Here is a 17,423-nt window from a genome sequence, read left to right on the forward strand (position 1 = left end):
TCAGCCCTCGGGGTTCGACTGGGGCTTGATTCCCCGGCGGTGCTTGATGCCCTCGTAGACCAGCGGGATCAGCGTGAACAGCAAGATGACGATGATCGCGTAGTCGATGTTCTCGCCCAGCGCGGGGAACGTCTGGCCGAGGAAGAACCCGAGCAGGGTGATGCTGAGCACCCACAGGACGGCACCGACGGCGCTCCACTTGAAGAACCGCCGACGGTCCATCTGGGTGACTCCGGCGACGACCGTGATGTAGGTGCGCACGAACGGCACGAAGCGGCCGATGACCAGGGCCTTGTTGCCGTGCTTGGCGAAGAACGCCTCGGTGGTGGTGAGGTACTTGCGCTTGAGGATGCGGCCGTCGCGTTGATACAGCGGTGGCCCGATCTTGCGACCTATCTCGTACCCGACCACGTTGCCGGCGAACCCGGCCACCGACATGAGCGTGCACGCGATGACCAGCTCGGTGAAGGGGGTGCCCACGCCGAGCACCTCGATGTTGCCGCCGGCGATGAACAGGCCGAGCGCGAACAGCAGGGTGTCGCCCGGGAGGAAGGGGAAGAACAGGCCGCACTCGACGAAGATGATCGCCAGGCTGATCCAGAAGAAGGTGCCGCCGAACTGGTCGAGCAACCAGTTGGGGTCCATGAAGCTCGGACCAAGGGTTGCGGGCTGGACGAGCGGCAGGATCACCCCCACAAACTACCCGTCGGCACCTACGGAATTGCGGCGGGCTTGTCGCCGTTGAACGCCCAGGTGGAGTCCCACGCGTTGATGCGCAGCCCCGTGGACGTCTCGTGGATCTCCAGCTTCATCCGCACCGCGTACCCGACGGCAGTCTGGCCGCCGTCGCCCTGCACGAGCACCTTGCCCGAGCTGGTCAGCCAGATCGTGGGGTAGCCGAACTCGAACTCGTACCGGGGCGCCGTGATCTTCTGGTCGATCACGATCTCAGGATCGGTGCGCAACGCCAGCCCGGTGCCGGTCAGCTCCTCGGGAAAGTCCACGAACGTCAGGCCCCGCACAGTGTCGGCGTCCTTCGCGTTCGACCCGGCGTCGGCGGCCGCGCGCTTCAATGCCTTGAAGGCGCTGCCGGTCAGCACCGACCGCAGCTGGTCGACGTCTCCCTCGACCATCTGCTGGAGCGGAAGCCGCAGGTACTCGCTGTTGAACTGGTACCGCAGGGCGACCTGAGCGGCGAACGCGTAGGCGTCGCGGGCGGTGGGGTTGTCGGTGTCGAACGGTGCGATGCGCGGGTCGGGCGCCGTGTCCGTGGTGATCGGGCTGGGCGAGGAGGTGATCTGCGGTGCGGGGCCGGACGAACCAGAGCATCCCGCCGCCAGCACGACCACAAGAGCGGCCACGACACCTGTGAGCATCGGCCGAATCATGCACCAACTGTTCCACACTGACCTACTCTGACGACGTGATGAAACTGCCTGTCGTCGTGGCGATCTTCGTCGCGCTCACGATGCCGGCAGCGCACGCCGACGTGAGCAACGCGAAGTACTACGCGAACCAGACGCCGTACGGCGATCCGGCCAGCACCGCGATCATGCCGGCGCCGGACGGCTACACGCTGGACTTCCTCGAGACCGTGGGGCGCCACGGCGCGCGTTCGCTCACCAGCGACAGCGCCGAGAAGCGAGCCCTCGCACTGTGGGAGAAGGCCCGCAAGGCCCGCAAGCTCACCTCCAACGGCAAGACCTTCAAAGCCGACGTGGTGCGGTTCCAGACCGCCGAGAAGAAGATCGGCTACGGCAGGCTAAGCGCCACCGGGGTCGCGGAGTGGAAGGGCATCGGGCGCCGCACGGCAGCCAACTACGCCGACTTCTTCGCCACAGCAGCCGCCGAGGGCGACCCCATCGCCTTCCGGACCACCTCGGTGTACCGCACCAAGCAGAGCGCCGCAGCCCTGCAGAGCAGCCTGCGCACCGCCTTCCCCGACCTGCGCCTCGCGACGCCGACCACCGACACGCGCATGGAGATCTCCAGCGGATCGACCTCGAAGGGCCGAGCGGCCATCGCCCGCGCCCTGAACATGAAGAACACCAAGGACCGTGCACGCCACCTGCTGCGCACGATCTACACGACCAGCTTCGTCAAGAAGATCAAGGATCCCGTCGCGGCTGCACTCGACGTCTACCTGCTGTACACCACGGCCCCCGGCATGGCCCGCGAGACGTCGGTGACCTTCGCGAAGTACGTCCCGGCAGCTGACCGTCCCGCCATGGCGCAGGCGAAGGACACCCAGAACTTCTACCGGTACGGCCCCGGCGTCGCCGGGCAGCGTGACTCGTTCAAGAAGGCCGACTTCCTGCTGGCCGACTTCTTCAGCCGGATCGACACCCGTCTGGCCGGTGGCGGGGTGGCGGCCGTGTTCCGCCTGGCGCACGGCGAGACCACGATGCCGTTCGCCGCGCGGATCAAGGCACCGGGCAGCGAACGCCAGGTCTCCTCGTCCACCTTCTTCGCGTATCGCTGGAACCCGTGGCGCGGATACGTCGCGGGCCGACTGGCCGGCAACATCGAGTGGGCGATGTACACCGCCGCCGACCAGCCGCCGCTGGTCACGATGCGCTACAACGAGCAGCCGGTGCGGTTCCACGCCGGCTGTCGATCCACCGAGACGGCTGGCTACTTCTACACGGTCACCGAGCTCAAGCGCTGCCTGAAGTGAACCGGCTCTGGGCAGCGGCTCCCGTCCTGGCCCTGCTGGCTGCGTGCACCTCGCCCGCCGACGAGCCGGCTGCCAGCCCCACGCCCAGCCCCAGCCCTGTCTCGCAGTTCGTCTTCCCGGGTGTCGACTGGGTGCGCACAGACCCGAGCGCCGCAGGCTTCGACCCGGCCGGTCTCGAAGCGGCCGACCGTGCGGTGCAGCGCGACGACACCGCCTGCTTCGTCGTGGTCAAGGACGGCGCGGTGGTGCACGAGAGCTACGGAGCCGGCCTCGACGCGAACACCACCCGCGCGGTCTTCTCGGTCACCAAGTCGTTCACCTCCGTGCTGGTGGGCATCGCCGCGGACGCCGGCCTGATCGACCTCGACGCTCCTGCTGCCGATCACGTTCCGGCCTGGAGAGGCACCCCGGCCGCCACGGTGACGGTCCGCGACCTGCTCGCGAACGTGTCGGGTCGTCACTGGGACTACCGCACCGACTACGAGAAGATGGCGTTCGCCGAGCCCGACAAGACGGCGTTCGCGATCGGCCTTGAGCAGGACGACCCGCCCGGCACGGTCTGGAACTACAACAACTCGGCCATCCAGACGCTGTCGCAGGTGCTGCGAGACGCGACCGGCATGGAGCCCGCCGCCTACGCCCGACAGGTGCTGCTCGCACCGCTGCAGATGCAGCACACGATCTGGGGCGCCGACCGGTCCGGTCACAGCACCACCTTCGCCGGCATCACCTCGTCGTGCCTGGACCTCGCGCGACTCGGCTACCTGATGATGCGCGGCGGCGAGTGGAAGGGCCAGCAGGTCGTCTCCCGGTCGTACGTGGAGGCGGCCACGTCGAGCTCGTCGAAGCTCAACGCCGCCTACGGCCTGCTGTGGTGGGTCAACGACGAGGGCACGGTACGCGGCGCGCTGCCGGCGATCGAGGGTGCTGCCGACGCCTACAGCGAACCGACCCGCACGGGCCGCCTCGCACCGTCGGCGCCTGACGACGCCTTCTGGGCGCTGGGCTTCGGTCGCCAGATCATCGCGGTCCTGCCGTCCGAGGGCGTGGTCGCCGTGCGTGTCGGTGCGATGCCGAAGGACCAGGGACTGCAGCCCGAGGAATTCACCGCGCTCGTCACGGACGCCCTGCGCTGACCTGCGGCGTGCTCAGTGCCGCAGGGCGACGAGTCGCGCGAGCTCGGCGTCGGACAGCTCGGTCAGAGCGCCCTCGCCACCGTTGACGACGGCGTCGGCCAGCGATCGCTTGCTGGCGATCAGCTCTGCGATCGACTCCTCGATGGTGCCCTCGCTGATCAGGCGGTGGACCTGCACCGACCTGGTCTGCCCGATGCGGTGGGCGCGGTCGGTCGCCTGGTCCTCGACGGCGGGGTTCCACCACCGGTCGTAGTGCAGGACGTGGTCGGCCCGGGTGAGGTTCAGGCCGGTGCCCGCCGCCTTCAGCGAGAGCACGAACACCGGCACCTCGCCATTCTGGAACCTGGTCACCATCTGCTCGCGCGCCGGCACGCTGGTGCCGCCGTGCAGGAACTGGTGGGTGATCTTCTTGTCCGCGAGGTGGCGCGTGAGCAGACGCCCCATCTGCGCGTACTGGGTGAACACCAGCACGCCGCCGTCCTCGGCCACGATCTCCTCGACGAGCTCGTCGAAGATGCCGAGCTTGCCCGACCGACCGCCGAGCTTGCCCTCGGTCTCGCGCAGGAAGTGCGCCGGGTGGTTGCAGATCTGCTTGAGCTGGGTGAGCAGCTTGACCACCAGGCCGCGCCGCTGGATGCCCGCAGCCTGCTCGATCTGGTTCATCGTCTGGCGCACGACCGCCTCGTACAGGCCCACCTGCTCGCGGGTGAGGTGGGTGGTGTGGTCGGTCTCGATCTTGGGCGGCAGCTCCGGCGCGATGCCGGGGTCGCTCTTGCGCCGACGCAGCAGGAACGGTCGGATCAGCGTGGAGAGACCGCCGGCCGCCTCGTCGTCGCGACCTGACTCGATGCGCCGCGACCAACGGGTGCGGAACTGGTCGTGGGTGCCCAGCAGTCCCGGCGTGGTCCAGTCGAGGATCGCCCACAGCTCGGAGAGGTTGTTCTCGACCGGGGTGCCGGTCATCGCGATGCGCGCGTCGGACGGGATGTCGCGCAGCGCCTGCGCTCCGCGGGACCGGGGGTTCTTGACGTTCTGCGCCTCGTCCGCGACGACCAGGCCCCAGCCGGGAGGGTGCTTGGCGAGCAGGTCGGAGTCGGCGCGCATGGTGGCGTAGGTGGTGATCACGAACCCGCTGGTGGCGTCGTCGACCCAGCGCCGCGGTCCGTGGTAGCGCTGCACGGGAACCCCGGGGGCGAAGCGCTTGATCTCGCGCTCCCAGTTGCCCAGCACCGAGGCCGGGCACACCACCAGGGTCGGCGGGGCCTGCTCGCCCGTGCGGGCGAGGTGCTGCTCATGCCGAGTCAGGTGCAGGGCGATCAGCATGACCGTCTTGCCCAGGCCCATGTCGTCGGCGAGGATGCCGCCGAGGCCCAGCTCGGTCAGCTGGGCCATCCAGCGCAGGCCCTGCAGCTGGTACTCGCGCAGGCGGCCGTCGAGGCTCGCCGGCTGTGCAGCAGGCGTGATGTCGCGCTCGGTCGCGGCGAGCCGCAGGCGCACCTCCTCGAGCCAGCCGACGGTGTCGACCTCGGTGGGCACGCCGTCGATCTCGATCTCGCCGGTCACCGCGGCACGCAGCGCCTCGATGGCGCTGATCTGCCCCGACGTCCGGTGCAGGGCTCGCTCGATGCGGCTGCGCTCGACGAAGACCCACTGGTCGCGGATGCGCAGGAACCCGTGGTGCGAGGCAGCCAGCTCCTCGACCTCGGCGGCCGTGAGCTGCTGGCCGCCGATGGCCACCTGCCAGTCGAAGCGGAACAGCTGGGCCTGGGTGAACGACGACGGCCGGTCGGTGGGCAGACGGTCGTCGCGCTGCACCACCACCGAGGTGTCGAGCTCTCGCACCAGCTCAGGCGGCCAGCTGACGTCGGCACGCAGAGCCATCAGCAGCGTGGTGAGGTGGCCCGACCCGAGCTGGGCGAGCTCGGCGGTGCTGACCGTGGTGGCGCCTCGCGCGTGCGGCTGGCGCAGGCGTTCGGCCGGTGCCCACCGGTCGTCGAGGCGCCGCAGCATGGCCAGCAGCGGCTCACGGGCACCGATGCGCGGATGCGAGTCGTTGTCGAGCAGGTCGGTGGCCTCGAACGCCGCACCGGGCGACGGCCGCACCCGCACCCGCACCACCGCGGACTCGGTGTCGGTGGGCTCGCTGAGGAAGGTGATCACGAACGTGTACGAGTACGTGACGGGCCTGTAGGGGTCCGGCGTGCGAGCGGGCGCCTCGTACGTGGAGCGCTGCGGCGTCGAGGCGGCCGCGGGTGCATCGACCGCGAGCGACTTGAGGAACCCCTGCACCTGCGCCAGGCCGGACTTGCCGCCCACCACCGGGATCGACTGCGCCGCGTGCTGCAGCTGGCCGCTCTCTCCGTCGGTGGGGGAGCCGAGGCCACCTCGCGCCATGAGCCGCAGCGCGAGGATGGCCGGATTCGCCCACGCGCGCGCCGTCGGATCGGCGTACATGACCCGGATTCCCTGGCTCAGCGCACCGATCGCGTCGTTGGCCGAGACGCGCTCCTCGCCGTCGGGTGCGTGGAACACGAACCGCGACTCGGCCGGTGTCTCACCGACCTCGAACGTGACCGGATGGCGCAGCAGCGCACGGAGGTCGCGAGAAGAAATGGGCATCGTTCCATTGTCTCTCACCCCTGGTCATCGCGCCCATGAGGTCCGCCCCTGTCATCATCGACAGATGGCCCCGATGCGTGTGCTGGCGGCGGCGGCGCTGATGTGCTCGGTGGCCGCGTGCATGTCCGACGGCACCGACGCCGAACCCCGGCCCGCGCTCACCGCGACGCTGCCGGCCGTGACCGACGAGCCCGTCGCGTTTCCCGGCGACGAGTGGCCGCGGGCCGACCGCGGCGACTGGGCCGATCTCGACCGTGATCTCGCCCAGAACGCCTCGTCGTGCGTCGCGGTCGTCCAGGACGGTCAGCTGGTGCACGACAACTACTGGAACGGCGGGGGAGTGGACGTGCCGGTCCGCACCTACTCCATCACGAAGTCGCTGACGTCCGCCCTGGTCGCGATGGCAGCCGGCGACGGGTCGCTGGTCCTCGACGACTCCGCGTCGGAGCAGGTCGACGAGTGGCGGATCGGTCCCGCCACCGACGTCACCGTGCGTGACCTGCTCGCCATGACGTCCGGGCGCGAGTGGAGCGAGGCCACCGACCGGCAGCTGATCCGCGGCTCCCGCAACCAGACGGCGTACGCCATCGGCCTGCGACAAGCGGCCCCACCGGGGGAGTGGGTCTACGACAACGCGGCGCCGCAGGTGCTCGAGCGGGTGCTGTTCGAGTCGATGGTCGAAACCGGCGACGTGGTGGATCTGGCCGAGCGGCGCCTGCTGGACCCGCTCGGCATGGAAGACACCACGTGGCCCCGCGACGCGACCGGGCACGCCACGACGTACTCGGGCATCACGTCGACCTGCCAGGACATGGCGCGGTTCGGGTACCTGATGCTGCAGGACGGCCGGTGGGACGGCGAGCAGCTGATCCGGCCCGAGCTCGTGGCCGAGACCACGCAGCCGTCGACCGACCAGAACGCGGCCTACGGCCTGCTGTGGTGGACCAACGCCGAGGGCCGGGTCGTGGAGGTGCGGCGGCAGGCGGGATTCCCCGAGGACATCGCTCCGTACGAGGGACGGCTTGCCCCGGACGTCCCGCCCGACGCGTTCTGGGCGTTCGGGTACGGGAACCAGTACGTCGCCGTGGTGCCGAGCGAGAACCTGGTGGCGGTGCGGCTCGGGCGACGGCCGGCGAGCCCTGACCAGGTGACGTTCAACTCCTTCACGTCGGGCGTCCTCGCAGCGCTGGGCGACTAGCTCGCGGCACGGCATTGCTGTCAGTGGCGGGTGGTTCGCTGGCCTCATGGACCCGGACGAGCCCAGCTGGCCGCTGATCGACGACTTCTTCGCCCACGTGGGAGAGGGCCGGTCCGCCACCACGCTCAACCGGTATCGACACGTCCGACTGACGCTGGTCGACATGCTCGAGCGCGCCGACCTCGCGCCGTCGCTGGGCACCAGCGCCGCTGCGCTGCTCGACGCCGAGCGTCAGTTCCACGCCTCGGGCGCGTTCTGGACCCTTTTCGGTCCCGACGAGCTCGTGCGCTGCCTGCCCCAGCTGGTGACCGACGTGATGCTCCCCGACTCCACGGGGCTGGCGCGGGTCCAGATCTCCCTGGCCAGCCGGTTTCTCGCGCACCTGGAGCTGGCGGGCGTGCTCGACCCGCAGCGCGGCGACGAGGTCCGGTCGACCGCCCGCGCCATCGACGAGTCACGGGCCTGGCTCGAACGCCGCGCGGCGGAGGCTCCGCCCGACGCCCGTGCACGTCGCATCCCGTCGCGCCTCCTGCAGAACCCGTCCGACGACCAATCAGGTTGAATCATCAACTAGTATGGGGTCGTGACGACCCCACGACCCTCCTACGCCCTGGCCGACCTCGAGCAGCGGCTGCAGCCCAGCGACCTGCTGCCCGTGCTGTTCGTCGGCCACGGCAACCCCATGCACGCCATCAGCGACAACGAGTTCACCCGCACCTGGGCGCGGATCGGCGCGGGTCTGCCGGCCGCCCAGGCCATCGTGGTGATCAGCGCGCACTGGCTCACGCCCGGGGAGACCCACATCACCGATGCACCCCGCAACCAGGTGATCTACGACTTCGGCGGATTCCCCGACGAGCTCTCGCAGGTGCAGTACCCCACCGAGGGTGACCCGCGCATCGCCGCGATCCTCGCGCGGCAGCTGGCCGAGTACGAGGCGAAGCTCGACGCCCAGTGGGGCCTCGACCACGGCACGTGGAGCGTGCTGAAGCACCTGGCGCCCGAGCCGACGGTGCCCGTGCTGCAGATCAGCATCGACTACGCGATGCCGCTGCCCCAACTGTACGACCTGTACTCCCGACTGCGGTCGCTGCGCCGCAGGGGTGTGCTGTTCATCGGCAGCGGCAACATCGTGCACTCGCTGGGCCGGGCCCGGTGGGACGGCGGCGCGGCGTGGGACTGGGCCGAGCAGTTCGATCAGGACACGGCGAGGGCTCTCACCGAGCGGCAGGTCGATCGGTTGGTCGACCCGTTCGGCACGTGGCGCGAGGCGCGCCTCGCCGTGCCCACCGACGACCACTACCGGCCGATGATCGCCGCGCTCAGCCTGCTCGAGCCGGGGGAGGACTTCACGTTCTTCAACGAGGCCATCGACATGGGGTCGATCAGCATGCGGTCGTTCGTGACCGTCTAGTCCCCGACGGGCGAGGAGTCAGGCCTGGGCCTGGGTGTCGTCGGCCGCCTGCTGCGCGGCCACCTTCTTCTTGACCTCGTCCATGTCCAGCTCGCGCACGGCCGTGATCAGCTGCTCGAGGGCAGGTGCCGGCAGCGCACCGGCCTGCTGGAACACCATGACGCCGTCGCGGAAGGCCATCAGCGTGGGAATCGACGAGATGCCGACTGCCGAGGACAGCTCCTGCTCGGTCTCGGTGTTGATCTTGGCGAAGGTGATGTCCGTGTGCTGCTCGCTGGCCTTCTCGTAGACCGGACCGAACTGCATGCAGGGACCGCACCACGACGCCCACCAGTCGATGAGGGTGATGCCCTCGGAGTCGAGCGTGTCGTCGAGGGTCTGGGCGGTGAGTTCAACTGTGCTCATGATGGCGTCAACGAGCAGGCCCCGCCGGACATTCCATCCGCGGCTCCGTGAAGGTCGCCGCGGGCCAGATTCGGCGGCTGACATCCGTCATGAACGGACTGCACGAGACTCATCATCACCAGTGGGTGTGGACTCATGCCCTGAACGGGCCGAGGAGAGGGAGCGCGGGTGAAGTACGACCAGCCGGTGTGGCAGCTGATGCACGCCTGCGCCGACGCTCTGCCCGACACCTTCCGGTACGACGACGTGCGGGCTTGGTTCGCTGAGCACTACCCCGAGGTCAGTGACGCCACGCTCCGTGCCCACGTCGTCGGTCTGACCGAAGGCGGCGCCAAGCACCCGCAGTTCCAGCGCCGGTCCCCGCTGTTTCGCCGGGTCTCGCGGGGCGTGTACGCGCCGATCCCGTTCGAGGAGCGTGGCGAGCTTCCCGAGGACGACGACACACCTCCGACCGTGCGGTTCACGCTGGTCGGTCCTCCCGACGACTCCGACGCGGTCGATCCGGAGCCGACCGACGATGCTGCGACCGAGCCCGAGGCGTCCGAACACCCCGACGCCGCTGGTGCCGAGTCGGCCGAGGCGACCGGCGACGAGTCGGGCGCCGTACCCACCGAGAAGCCCCACGGAGGGGCCGAGGACTTCTGGCCGTTTCCCGGTGCCGCGTCCGAGACTCCTGAGACCTCCGAGCCCGCCACGGCTCCCGCGCGGCCGACTGCTGCCGAGGCCGCACGCCGCAAGGCGAACGAGAAGGAGGCTCGCCGCCGACGCAAGATCGCCAAGCGAGAGGCCAAGCGCATCGCCGAGCTGCAGGTCGAACGTGCGCGGCGTGAGCTGTTGGCCCAGCAGAACCCTGAGGCCGGCGCCGAGTCGGAGGTCACGCTGGGGACAGACCCGGTGATCCGTCCTCGCAGCGTCGTCGGCCGCCGCGGCATCGAGGCGGAGCGTGCGCGACTGGCGGCCGCGCGAGGCGAGGCGCCGCGCGACCAGTCGAGCGCGGACGAGTCGAGCGCAGACCAGTCGAGCGAGGGCCAGTCGAGCTCACGTCAGGCAGGCCGCGATCAGAAGCGCCAGAGCGCGGGCACCGATTCGTCCAGAGTGCGGTTCGGTGCTGCCGAGCGGGCTCGTGCCCTGAGCCAGGGAGCGGTCCAGTCGGACCGTCGCAGGCTCGAGGCGGAGCGTGAGCAGCTGGCTCGTGTGGCGGCTGAGCGAGAACGCGAGAATCGAGAGGCCGAGGCCCGGATCGCCGCTGAGCGTGCGCGGCTGGCCGCCGAGCGTGCCGAGGCCGACCGTCTGCGTGCGGAAGCCGTCCAGGAACGGCTCCGGCTGGAGCAGCAGCGGGTGGAGGCCGAGCGGGTTCGGCTGGAGCAGGAGAGAGCTGCTGCCGCTGCGGCTCGAGCAGAGCGCGAGCGTCGTGACGCCGAGGCTGCCGAGGCGGAGCGAGTCCAGGCAGAGCGTCGCGCGGCAGAACGCGCGGAGGCGGAGCGGATCGCCGGCGAGCGCCAGCGGGCTGAGCGTGAGAGGGCGGAGCGGGAGAAGGCCGAGCGAGACATGGCCAAGCGCCTCGCCTCGGAGCGGGCGCGTGCCGAGCGTGCCCGCATCCAGCGAGAGAAGGTCGAGCAGGAGCAGATCGAGGCTGAACGCGCGCAGGCTGAACGCGAGAAGGCCAAGCGTGAGAAGGCCGAGCGCGAGAGGGCCAAGCGGGAGAAGGCCGAGCGTGAGAAGGCCAAGCGTGAGAAGGCCGAGCGCGAGCGGACTGAGCGTGAGAAGGCCGAGCGCGAGCGGGCCGAACGCGAGAATGCTGAGCGCGAGCGGACTGAGCGTGAGGAGGCTGAGCGCCAGCGTGCTGAGCGCGAGCGGGTCGAGCGTGAGACGGCTGCACGAGAGAAGGCGAAGTCCGTCGAGGCCGCCCAGGAAGCTGCCCGTGCCGAGGCCGACCGCGCCGAACGGATCCGTCTCGAGGCCGAACGCGTGCGTCTCGAGACCGAACGGGCTCGGCTGGAGGCCGAACGGGCCCGCTTCACCGCGAGCCCGCGGTTCTTCGCCGACTCGGCGCCGGTGGTCGACCCGCTGGCCGCTGTCCGGGTCGAGGCCGAACGAGCTGCGGCCGCCGAGGCCGAAGCGGCCCGGCTGCAGGCCAAGCGTCTCGAGGCCGAGCGGGTGGCGCAGGAGGAGCGGCGTCGAGCCAGCAAGCTGCGCAAGGAGGCCCGTCGCGAGCGCGAGAAGGCTGAGTCGCTCGACCGCGAGCGCGACGAGCGCCGAGCACGGCGCGAGGAGGAGCAGCGCCGCCGCAGCGTCGCCGAGCAGGAGCGCGACTCAGAGGCCAGGCGCCGTCGCGAGGACGAGGAGCGCCGCAGGGCGTCACAGGCGGTCCGCGACGAGCTGGAGCGCCTCGAGCGCGATGCCTTGGCGCGGGTCGAGAGCGAACGCGCGATGCGTGAGCGGTCCGAGACCGAACGCGCCCGCCGCGAGAAGGATTCATTCGAGCGGGCAGAGCGCGAACGGCTCGCCTTCGAGCAGGCCAGCCGTGAGCAGCAGGAGCGTGAGCAGCTCGAGCGCGAGGAGCAGGAGCTGAACCTGACCCTGCGTCCGATGCTGGACGACCGGCCCTCGACCGCCGACCGTCCCGCACCGGAGGCGCCGGTCGTCCCGCCAGCGGTTCCGGCGATGTCCGATGCCGACGACCCGGACACGAGCGACGACTCGAGCGCAGGCGACTTCACCAGTCCTGGCGGCATCGTCATCGTGCGGGCTCCGCGGCCGCAGCGCAGCGCGGGAGACCACTCCGACGCCGAGGCGCTGGAGCGACCTGTCGTGCCCGTCGACGCGGCGGACGACGACAGCCATGCCGCGCAGCTCGACGAGGCTGGGCTGCTCGACGTTGCTGGCCCGTTCGACGAGATGGACGACGAACCGGATCGCACGAGCGACGCCATCGTGCTGGGGAGCGTGGGGGAGCGCCTCAGGGTTCCGGCACCGGCTCGCGACGCCTTCCGCGACCTGGCCTTCCAGCGGGCGCGACGCGACGCCGAGCTCAGCGGCGCCCGCTGGTTCGTGCTGTCGGCCGAGCACGGACTGCTGGAGCCGCAGGAGTGGATGTCGCCCGACGAGCGGGCCATGACCGACATCGAACCGCGTCAACGTGCCGCCTGGGCCACCTGGGTCGTGGCACGTCTGGAGTCGTTGGTCGGCGACCTGCCCGGCCTGATCGTGCAGGTGGCGGCACCGGGGGTCATCGCGACGCCGGTGGCCGAGGCCCTGCGTGAGGCTGGAGCCGAGGTCGCCACTGGTCCGATCCTGCCCCGGTCGGCCGACCCCGTGTCGGACGACCTGGTCGCCGATGCCGTCGCGGACAACGACGACGAGCCCGGCGAGGACGTCTCCACCGTGGTGAAGGCCCCGATTGCCGCGGTACCCGCTCCGCCGTCCTCGACCGGGAAGATCGAGGACGTGCAGGACGACGACGTGCAGGACGACGACGTGCAGGACGACGACGGGTCCGAGGTCGCGGCTCTCGACGATCGCCCCGACGCCCAGATCATCCCGTTCGCGCGGTCCGGCTCGATCGCGGACCATCTCAGCAACCCGCGTCACTTCGTGCCGGCCGGAGCGGCCGCCTCCCTGCCGCACCACCCGGGCCTGTACGCCTGGGCCGTCGACCACGCGGGCTCACGTGACCTGAATCGGGCCCTGCGTCTGCCGGTGCGCGCCGGGGTCATCTACGTCGGCCAGGTGGGTGGCACCTCAGGTCTGTCCGACTCCGGCTTCAGCCTGAACGACCACGTCACCCGGGTGCAGCTGCACGGCCGGGCGCGCGCGTCGACGTTCCGCATGACCCTGGCCACGGCGCTCGCGGGCTACCTCGGACTGCACACCATCGAGGATCCTCGGCTCACCCAGTGGATGCTCGAGCACCTCACGATCACGGTGTGGCCCACTGACGACGTCGCCAGCCTGCACGACATCAAGGAATCGGTCGTCGACGAGCTGATGCCGGCGTTGAACGTCGACCGGCGCCAGAGCCAGGAGTACCGCGATCGCATTGCCGAGCTGCGGGGACGGCTGGCCTGAGCCGGTGCCGATCGACATACCGAGCGAATGCCGTCGATGGGGTGGCGCGAACGTGCCGGTGGCCTGATGATGAACGTGCACTGAACCTGGGGAGGGAGCCCCTGACGCCACGTGAGCGTCGCAGGATGGTGCTGGCGCCCCGGCGTCGCTCGGCACGAGGCGAGCGGACGCCGGGGGCGTCGCCTTTCTCGGTCCGTCGTCCTCCGGCCGTGACGTCCGGGGACGTGACCCGCGACACACAACACTACTGATCGGTAGACCTTTCGAGCCGTCAAACATGAGGATAGCCTCAGGTCATGGACGAGACCGCATTCGACGTCAACCGCTCACATCTCGTCGAGGCCTCGCGTCGTTTCCCGGCCGCTCGCCTCGCACCGCAGGCGCCGCATCCGGTGCGCGACCTGAGCTATCTCGCCGCCGCGTCCGCCGAGTTCGGCCGTCACGCCTGGGACGAGAGCGGCCACTGACGCGCGTCCCCCACCCCTGAGCTGTTCGGAGTCTGCCCTCACAGGCCACGAACGCCGCGAAAGCCCCGGAGATCTCTCCGGGGCTTTCGTGTGGGTGGCCCGACGTGCCGGCCTCGGCCGGGTCGGGCCGGTGGTGCTACAGCGGGCGGATGTTCGCTGCCTGCAGACCCTTCTGGCCCTGCTCGACGTCGAACTCGACCTTCTGGTTCTCGTTCAGCGAGCGGTAGCCGCTGGTCTGGATGGCGGAGAAGTGCGCGAACACGTCCTCGCTGCCGTCGTCAGGGGCGATGAAGCCGAAGCCCTTGTCCGCGTTGAACCACTTCACGGTTCCGGTTGCCATGTGTTTCTCCTCTGGGCGAGTTGTCGGCCGCGGCCTTCGCAGCCAACCGTCGCGACGTACATCCCACCTTGAGAGGAACTACACACCCCGTAAGGAACGTCATTCATCGTGCGGCCAACGTCGTGCAACTGCCGTCAATCGTAGAGCACGCGGTGTCGGGGGGAAGGTCTGGACCGTGTCGGTCCGTGAAAATTCTGGGTGAACTCACGGTGCTCGGGCCGAGGATCGTCAAAAATTTCGGGGTTCCTCATCTAGTCATAAGGAGTCATTCAGTTATAGTCCTCTGCAACCACAAGTCAGGTCGGTCGGTTGCAGGTCTCGGGCGCACACCCAGCGTTCGCGTCGAGCCGGGCGCTCTGTACGTCGAACATCACAAGGGGGAACAGTGAAGCGTGTCACCACAGGCCTTCTCGGCCTCGGACTCGCGGCGTCGCTCGGACTGGCCTATGCGCCGGCCAGCGTCGCGGACACGGCACCGCCGGTCAGCGGAGCCGATCGTGTCAGCCGGGACCATGAGCTGCCCAACCCGTTGGAGGACAAGCGTCGAGCGCTGCGCGAGCAGGCCGTGGCGTCGGTCGTCAACGGTGAGGCGAAGCCGGTCACCAAGGACGGCGTCTCCGTCGTCAAGGTCGGCGAGGGCACCAGCCCCGCAGACGCGGCACGACTGGCGAACAAGCAGTACAAGAAGGACGCCCGCAGCAAGGCCACCACCCAGGCCAAGAAGGGCAAGAAGCAGGCGCAGTACGTCGAGCTCGAGCAGGAGCGCGCCGACAAGATCTTCGTGATCCTGGCTGAGTTCGGCAACAAGCGTCACCCCGACTTCCCCGACCAGGACACCGATCCCACGGTGCCCGGGCCGACCACGTTCGACGGACCGTTGCACAACGCGATCCCCGAGCCGGATCGCGCCAAGGACAACTCCACCATCTGGCAGCCCGACTACAACCGTCAGCACTACCAGGACCTGTACTTCGGCACCGGCAAGAACACCGAGTCGGTCAAGACGTACTACGAGACGCAGTCGTCAGGCCGCTACACGGTCGACGGCACGGTCTCCGACTGGGTCAAGGTGCCCTACAACGAGGCCCGCTACGGCCGCGACGAGTCGTACCGCACCGTCTGGAACCTGATCGAGGACTCGCTGAAGGCCTGGGTCAAGGACCAGAAGGCCAAGGGCATGACCAACGCCCAGATCAAGAAGGAGATCCAGTCGTACGACCAGTACGACCGCTACGACTACGACGGTGACGGCGACTTCAACGAGCCCGACGGCTACATCGATCACTTCCAGATCGTGCACGCCGGTGGCGACGAGGCCGACGGTGACCCGCAGCAGGGCGAGGACGCCATCTGGTCGCACCGCTGGTACGCCTTCGTCACCGACGCCGGCATCACCGGACCGCCGCAGAACCCCCTCGGCGGCACCCAGGTCGGCAACACCGGCATCTGGGTCGGCGACTACACCGCCCAGCCCGAGAACGGTGGCCTGTCGGTCTTCGTCCACGAGTACGGACACGATCTCGGACTGCCCGACGCGTACGACACCTCCGGTGGCGGCGACAACTCCAACGAGTACTGGACCCTGATGGCCCAGAGTCGCCTCAACGGCAAGGGCGAGGCCCTCGGCACGCGCCCCGGTGACCTCGGTGCGTGGGAGAAGCTGCAGCTCGGCTGGCTCGACTACGAGGCGTTGACGGCCAAGCAGAAGAAGACGATCACGTTCGGGCCGCAGGAGTACAACTCCAAGAACGCCCAGGGTGCGGTCGTCGTGCTGCCCAAGAAGGAGATCACGCGCCAGCTGGGGGCACCGGCCTCCGGCGACAAGCAGTTCTTCTCCGGTTCGGGCGACGACCTCGCCACCTCGATGACCACGGACGTGGACCTGACCGGCAAGACCGGCGCCGAGCTGACCGCCAAGGTCCGCTACGCGATCGAGGAGGGCTACGACTACGCCTACATCCAGGCCTCCACCAACGGTGGCGACACCTGGACGTCCCTGGACGGCACCATCGGCGGCCAGCCGATCGGTGACGACACCTCGGGCAACCCGGGCATCGACGGCTTCCAGGACACCTACGCGGACCTGAAGGTCCCGCTCGGTGCCTACGACGGCCAGAAGATCAAGCTGCGGATGTACTACAAGACCGACGGTGGCGTCGCGGAGGCCGGCTTCTTCGCCGACGACGTGAAGGTCACCGCCGGTGGCGAGGAGTTGTTGTCCGACGGCGCGGAGGGCGACACCGCCTTCACGCTGAACGGGTTCACCATCGTCGGAGCGTCGACGACGGACCTGTACGACAACTACTACGTCATGGGTCACCGCTCCTACGTGAGCTATGACAAGTACCTCGAGACCGGGCCGTACAACTTCGGCTTCGCCAACACGAAGCCGGACTTCGTCGAGCACTACCGCTACGGACAGGGTTTGTTGATCTCGTACTGGGACACCTCCCAGCTGGACAACAACACCAACGTCCATCCCGGACAGGGTCGCAACCTGCCGATCGACGCCCACCCGGAGCCGATCATCAACATCGCGACCGGCGCTCCGTGGCGTGCTCGCGTGCAGGTGTACGACGCACCGTTCGGCAAGATCAAGGCCGACTCGATGACGCTGCACACCAACGGCAAGCCCAGCTACATCCGGGCCCAGCCGGCGCAGCCCGTCTTCGACGACACCAAGAAGTACTGGTACGCAGAGCTGCCGAACCACGGCGTCAAGCTCCCGGCCGTCGGAGTGAAGGTCAAGGTGCTGAAGCAGAAGGGCACCACGATGAAGGTCAAGTTCAATTGATCTGAGTCGTCACGGCTGACGAGGGGCCCGCATCCATTCGGATGCGGGCCCCTTCGTCGCGGTTCGGGCAGCAGCGACGAGCCGACGATGCGGGTCGCCTGGGCGAGCTTGGCGGTCAGCTCGTCCTTCGGCTGCGCGCCGGCGTAGGCCGGCTGGTCGCGCTCGACGCGCCACGAGTCGGCCAGCGGGCCGACGTTGACGGTGTCGAACCCGAGCTGGTCGTACAGGTCGGTCACGAACGCCACGGCGTCGTCGCTGTCGCCGGCGGTGGCCAGCGCCAGTCGCGCGGTGTCACCGGCCGGCAG

Annotated in this window: 13 protein-coding genes; 8 read left to right on the forward strand and 5 right to left on the reverse strand. The window is 69.3% G+C overall.

The annotated features are described in order from the left end of the window. Both AC0L5F_RS00375 and AC0L5F_RS00380 read right to left on the reverse strand, forming a co-directional pair. Positions 1-690 carry a DedA family protein gene (locus tag AC0L5F_RS00375; protein WP_473314626.1) on the reverse strand — a complete coding sequence of 230 codons (690 nt, stop codon included), beginning with the start codon at positions 688-690 and terminating at the stop codon, positions 1-3. A gap of 23 nt (positions 691-713) precedes the next feature. Next, a complete protein-coding gene (locus AC0L5F_RS00380) occupies positions 714-1,376 on the reverse strand; it encodes a hypothetical protein (RefSeq protein ID WP_473314627.1) in 663 nt (220 codons plus the stop codon). Positions 1,377-1,426: 50 nt separating this feature from the next. Between AC0L5F_RS00380 and AC0L5F_RS00385 the strand changes: the two genes are divergently transcribed. Together AC0L5F_RS00385 and AC0L5F_RS00390 are read left to right on the forward strand one after the other, a co-directional pair. After that, on the forward strand, positions 1,427-2,677 hold the full coding sequence (locus tag AC0L5F_RS00385) for a histidine-type phosphatase (protein WP_473316224.1): 1,251 nt from the start codon (positions 1,427-1,429) through the stop codon (positions 2,675-2,677). Beyond that, positions 2,674-3,813, forward strand: coding sequence for a serine hydrolase domain-containing protein (locus AC0L5F_RS00390; protein WP_473314628.1), 1,140 nt, complete (start codon positions 2,674-2,676; stop codon positions 3,811-3,813). The genes AC0L5F_RS00385 and AC0L5F_RS00390 overlap by 4 nt, the downstream gene beginning before the upstream one ends. A 12-nt stretch (positions 3,814-3,825) precedes the next feature. On the opposite strand, the gene AC0L5F_RS00395 is transcribed toward AC0L5F_RS00390, so the two are convergent. Beyond that, complete coding sequence (locus AC0L5F_RS00395) at positions 3,826-6,432, reverse strand: DEAD/DEAH box helicase (RefSeq protein ID WP_473314629.1); 2,607 nt, start codon at positions 6,430-6,432, stop codon at positions 3,826-3,828. A gap of 64 nt (positions 6,433-6,496) precedes the next feature. On the opposite strand from AC0L5F_RS00395, the gene AC0L5F_RS00400 reads away from it, so the two are divergent. From AC0L5F_RS00400 to AC0L5F_RS00410, 3 genes are read left to right on the forward strand one after another with little or no spacing between them, the layout of a single operon-like run. After that, complete coding sequence (locus AC0L5F_RS00400; RefSeq protein ID WP_473314630.1) at positions 6,497-7,630, forward strand: serine hydrolase domain-containing protein; 1,134 nt, start codon at positions 6,497-6,499, stop codon at positions 7,628-7,630. Positions 7,631-7,676: 46 nt separating this feature from the next. After that, positions 7,677-8,192, forward strand: coding sequence for a hypothetical protein (locus AC0L5F_RS00405; protein WP_473314631.1), 516 nt, complete (start codon positions 7,677-7,679; stop codon positions 8,190-8,192). A gap of 21 nt (positions 8,193-8,213) precedes the next feature. Then, positions 8,214-9,044 (forward strand): dioxygenase family protein, encoded by an 831-nt coding sequence (locus AC0L5F_RS00410; RefSeq protein ID WP_473314632.1) that lies wholly within the window; start codon positions 8,214-8,216, stop codon positions 9,042-9,044. A gap of 18 nt (positions 9,045-9,062) precedes the next feature. Here AC0L5F_RS00410 and AC0L5F_RS00415 read toward each other — a convergent pair whose 3' ends face one another. Further along, positions 9,063-9,449, reverse strand: coding sequence for a thioredoxin family protein (locus AC0L5F_RS00415; protein WP_473314633.1), 387 nt, complete (start codon positions 9,447-9,449; stop codon positions 9,063-9,065). Positions 9,450-9,617: 168 nt separating this feature from the next. Between AC0L5F_RS00415 and AC0L5F_RS00420 the strand changes: the two genes are divergently transcribed. Together AC0L5F_RS00420 and AC0L5F_RS00425 are read left to right on the forward strand one after the other, a co-directional pair. Continuing rightward, positions 9,618-13,517 carry a DUF7669 domain-containing protein gene (locus AC0L5F_RS00420; RefSeq protein ID WP_473314634.1) on the forward strand — a complete coding sequence of 1,300 codons (3,900 nt, stop codon included), beginning with the start codon at positions 9,618-9,620 and terminating at the stop codon, positions 13,515-13,517. Positions 13,518-13,813: 296 nt separating this feature from the next. Further along, entirely contained in the window at positions 13,814-13,984 is a 171-nt protein-coding gene (locus AC0L5F_RS00425) for a hypothetical protein (RefSeq protein ID WP_473314636.1), read from the forward strand. 136 nt (positions 13,985-14,120) lie between these two features. Here AC0L5F_RS00425 and cspE read toward each other — a convergent pair whose 3' ends face one another. Further along, positions 14,121-14,324, reverse strand: a complete 204-nt coding sequence (cspE, locus tag AC0L5F_RS00430) for a transcription antiterminator/RNA stability regulator CspE (protein WP_056607991.1) — start codon at positions 14,322-14,324, stop codon at positions 14,121-14,123. A gap of 385 nt (positions 14,325-14,709) precedes the next feature. Between cspE and AC0L5F_RS00435 the strand changes: the two genes are divergently transcribed. Continuing rightward, positions 14,710-17,118: an immune inhibitor A domain-containing protein gene (locus tag AC0L5F_RS00435; protein WP_473314638.1), complete on the forward strand. Its 2,409-nt coding sequence runs from the start codon at positions 14,710-14,712 to the stop codon at positions 17,116-17,118. The last annotated feature ends 305 nt before the right edge of the window (positions 17,119-17,423 follow it).

The sequence above is a fragment of the Aeromicrobium sp. 10G20-16 genome (assembly GCF_055809665.1).

What these genes read in the sequence shown, in the direction of transcription:
- AC0L5F_RS00380 (WP_473314627.1), bottom strand. Translation starts at nt 1,376, where the DNA reads ATGCTCACAGGTGTCGTGGCCGCTCTTGTGGTCGTGCTGGCGGCGGGA.
- AC0L5F_RS00385 (WP_473316224.1), top strand. Translation starts at nt 1,427, where the DNA reads ATGAAACTGCCTGTCGTCGTGGCGATCTTCGTCGCGCTCACGATGCCG.
- AC0L5F_RS00395 (WP_473314629.1), bottom strand. Translation starts at nt 6,432, where the DNA reads ATGCCCATTTCTTCTCGCGACCTCCGTGCGCTGCTGCGCCATCCGGTC.
- AC0L5F_RS00400 (WP_473314630.1), top strand. Translation starts at nt 6,497, where the DNA reads ATGGCCCCGATGCGTGTGCTGGCGGCGGCGGCGCTGATGTGCTCGGTG.
- AC0L5F_RS00405 (WP_473314631.1), top strand. Translation starts at nt 7,677, where the DNA reads ATGGACCCGGACGAGCCCAGCTGGCCGCTGATCGACGACTTCTTCGCC.
- AC0L5F_RS00415 (WP_473314633.1), bottom strand. Translation starts at nt 9,449, where the DNA reads ATGAGCACAGTTGAACTCACCGCCCAGACCCTCGACGACACGCTCGAC.
- AC0L5F_RS00425 (WP_473314636.1), top strand. Translation starts at nt 13,814, where the DNA reads ATGGACGAGACCGCATTCGACGTCAACCGCTCACATCTCGTCGAGGCC.
- cspE (WP_056607991.1), bottom strand. Translation starts at nt 14,324, where the DNA reads ATGGCAACCGGAACCGTGAAGTGGTTCAACGCGGACAAGGGCTTCGGC.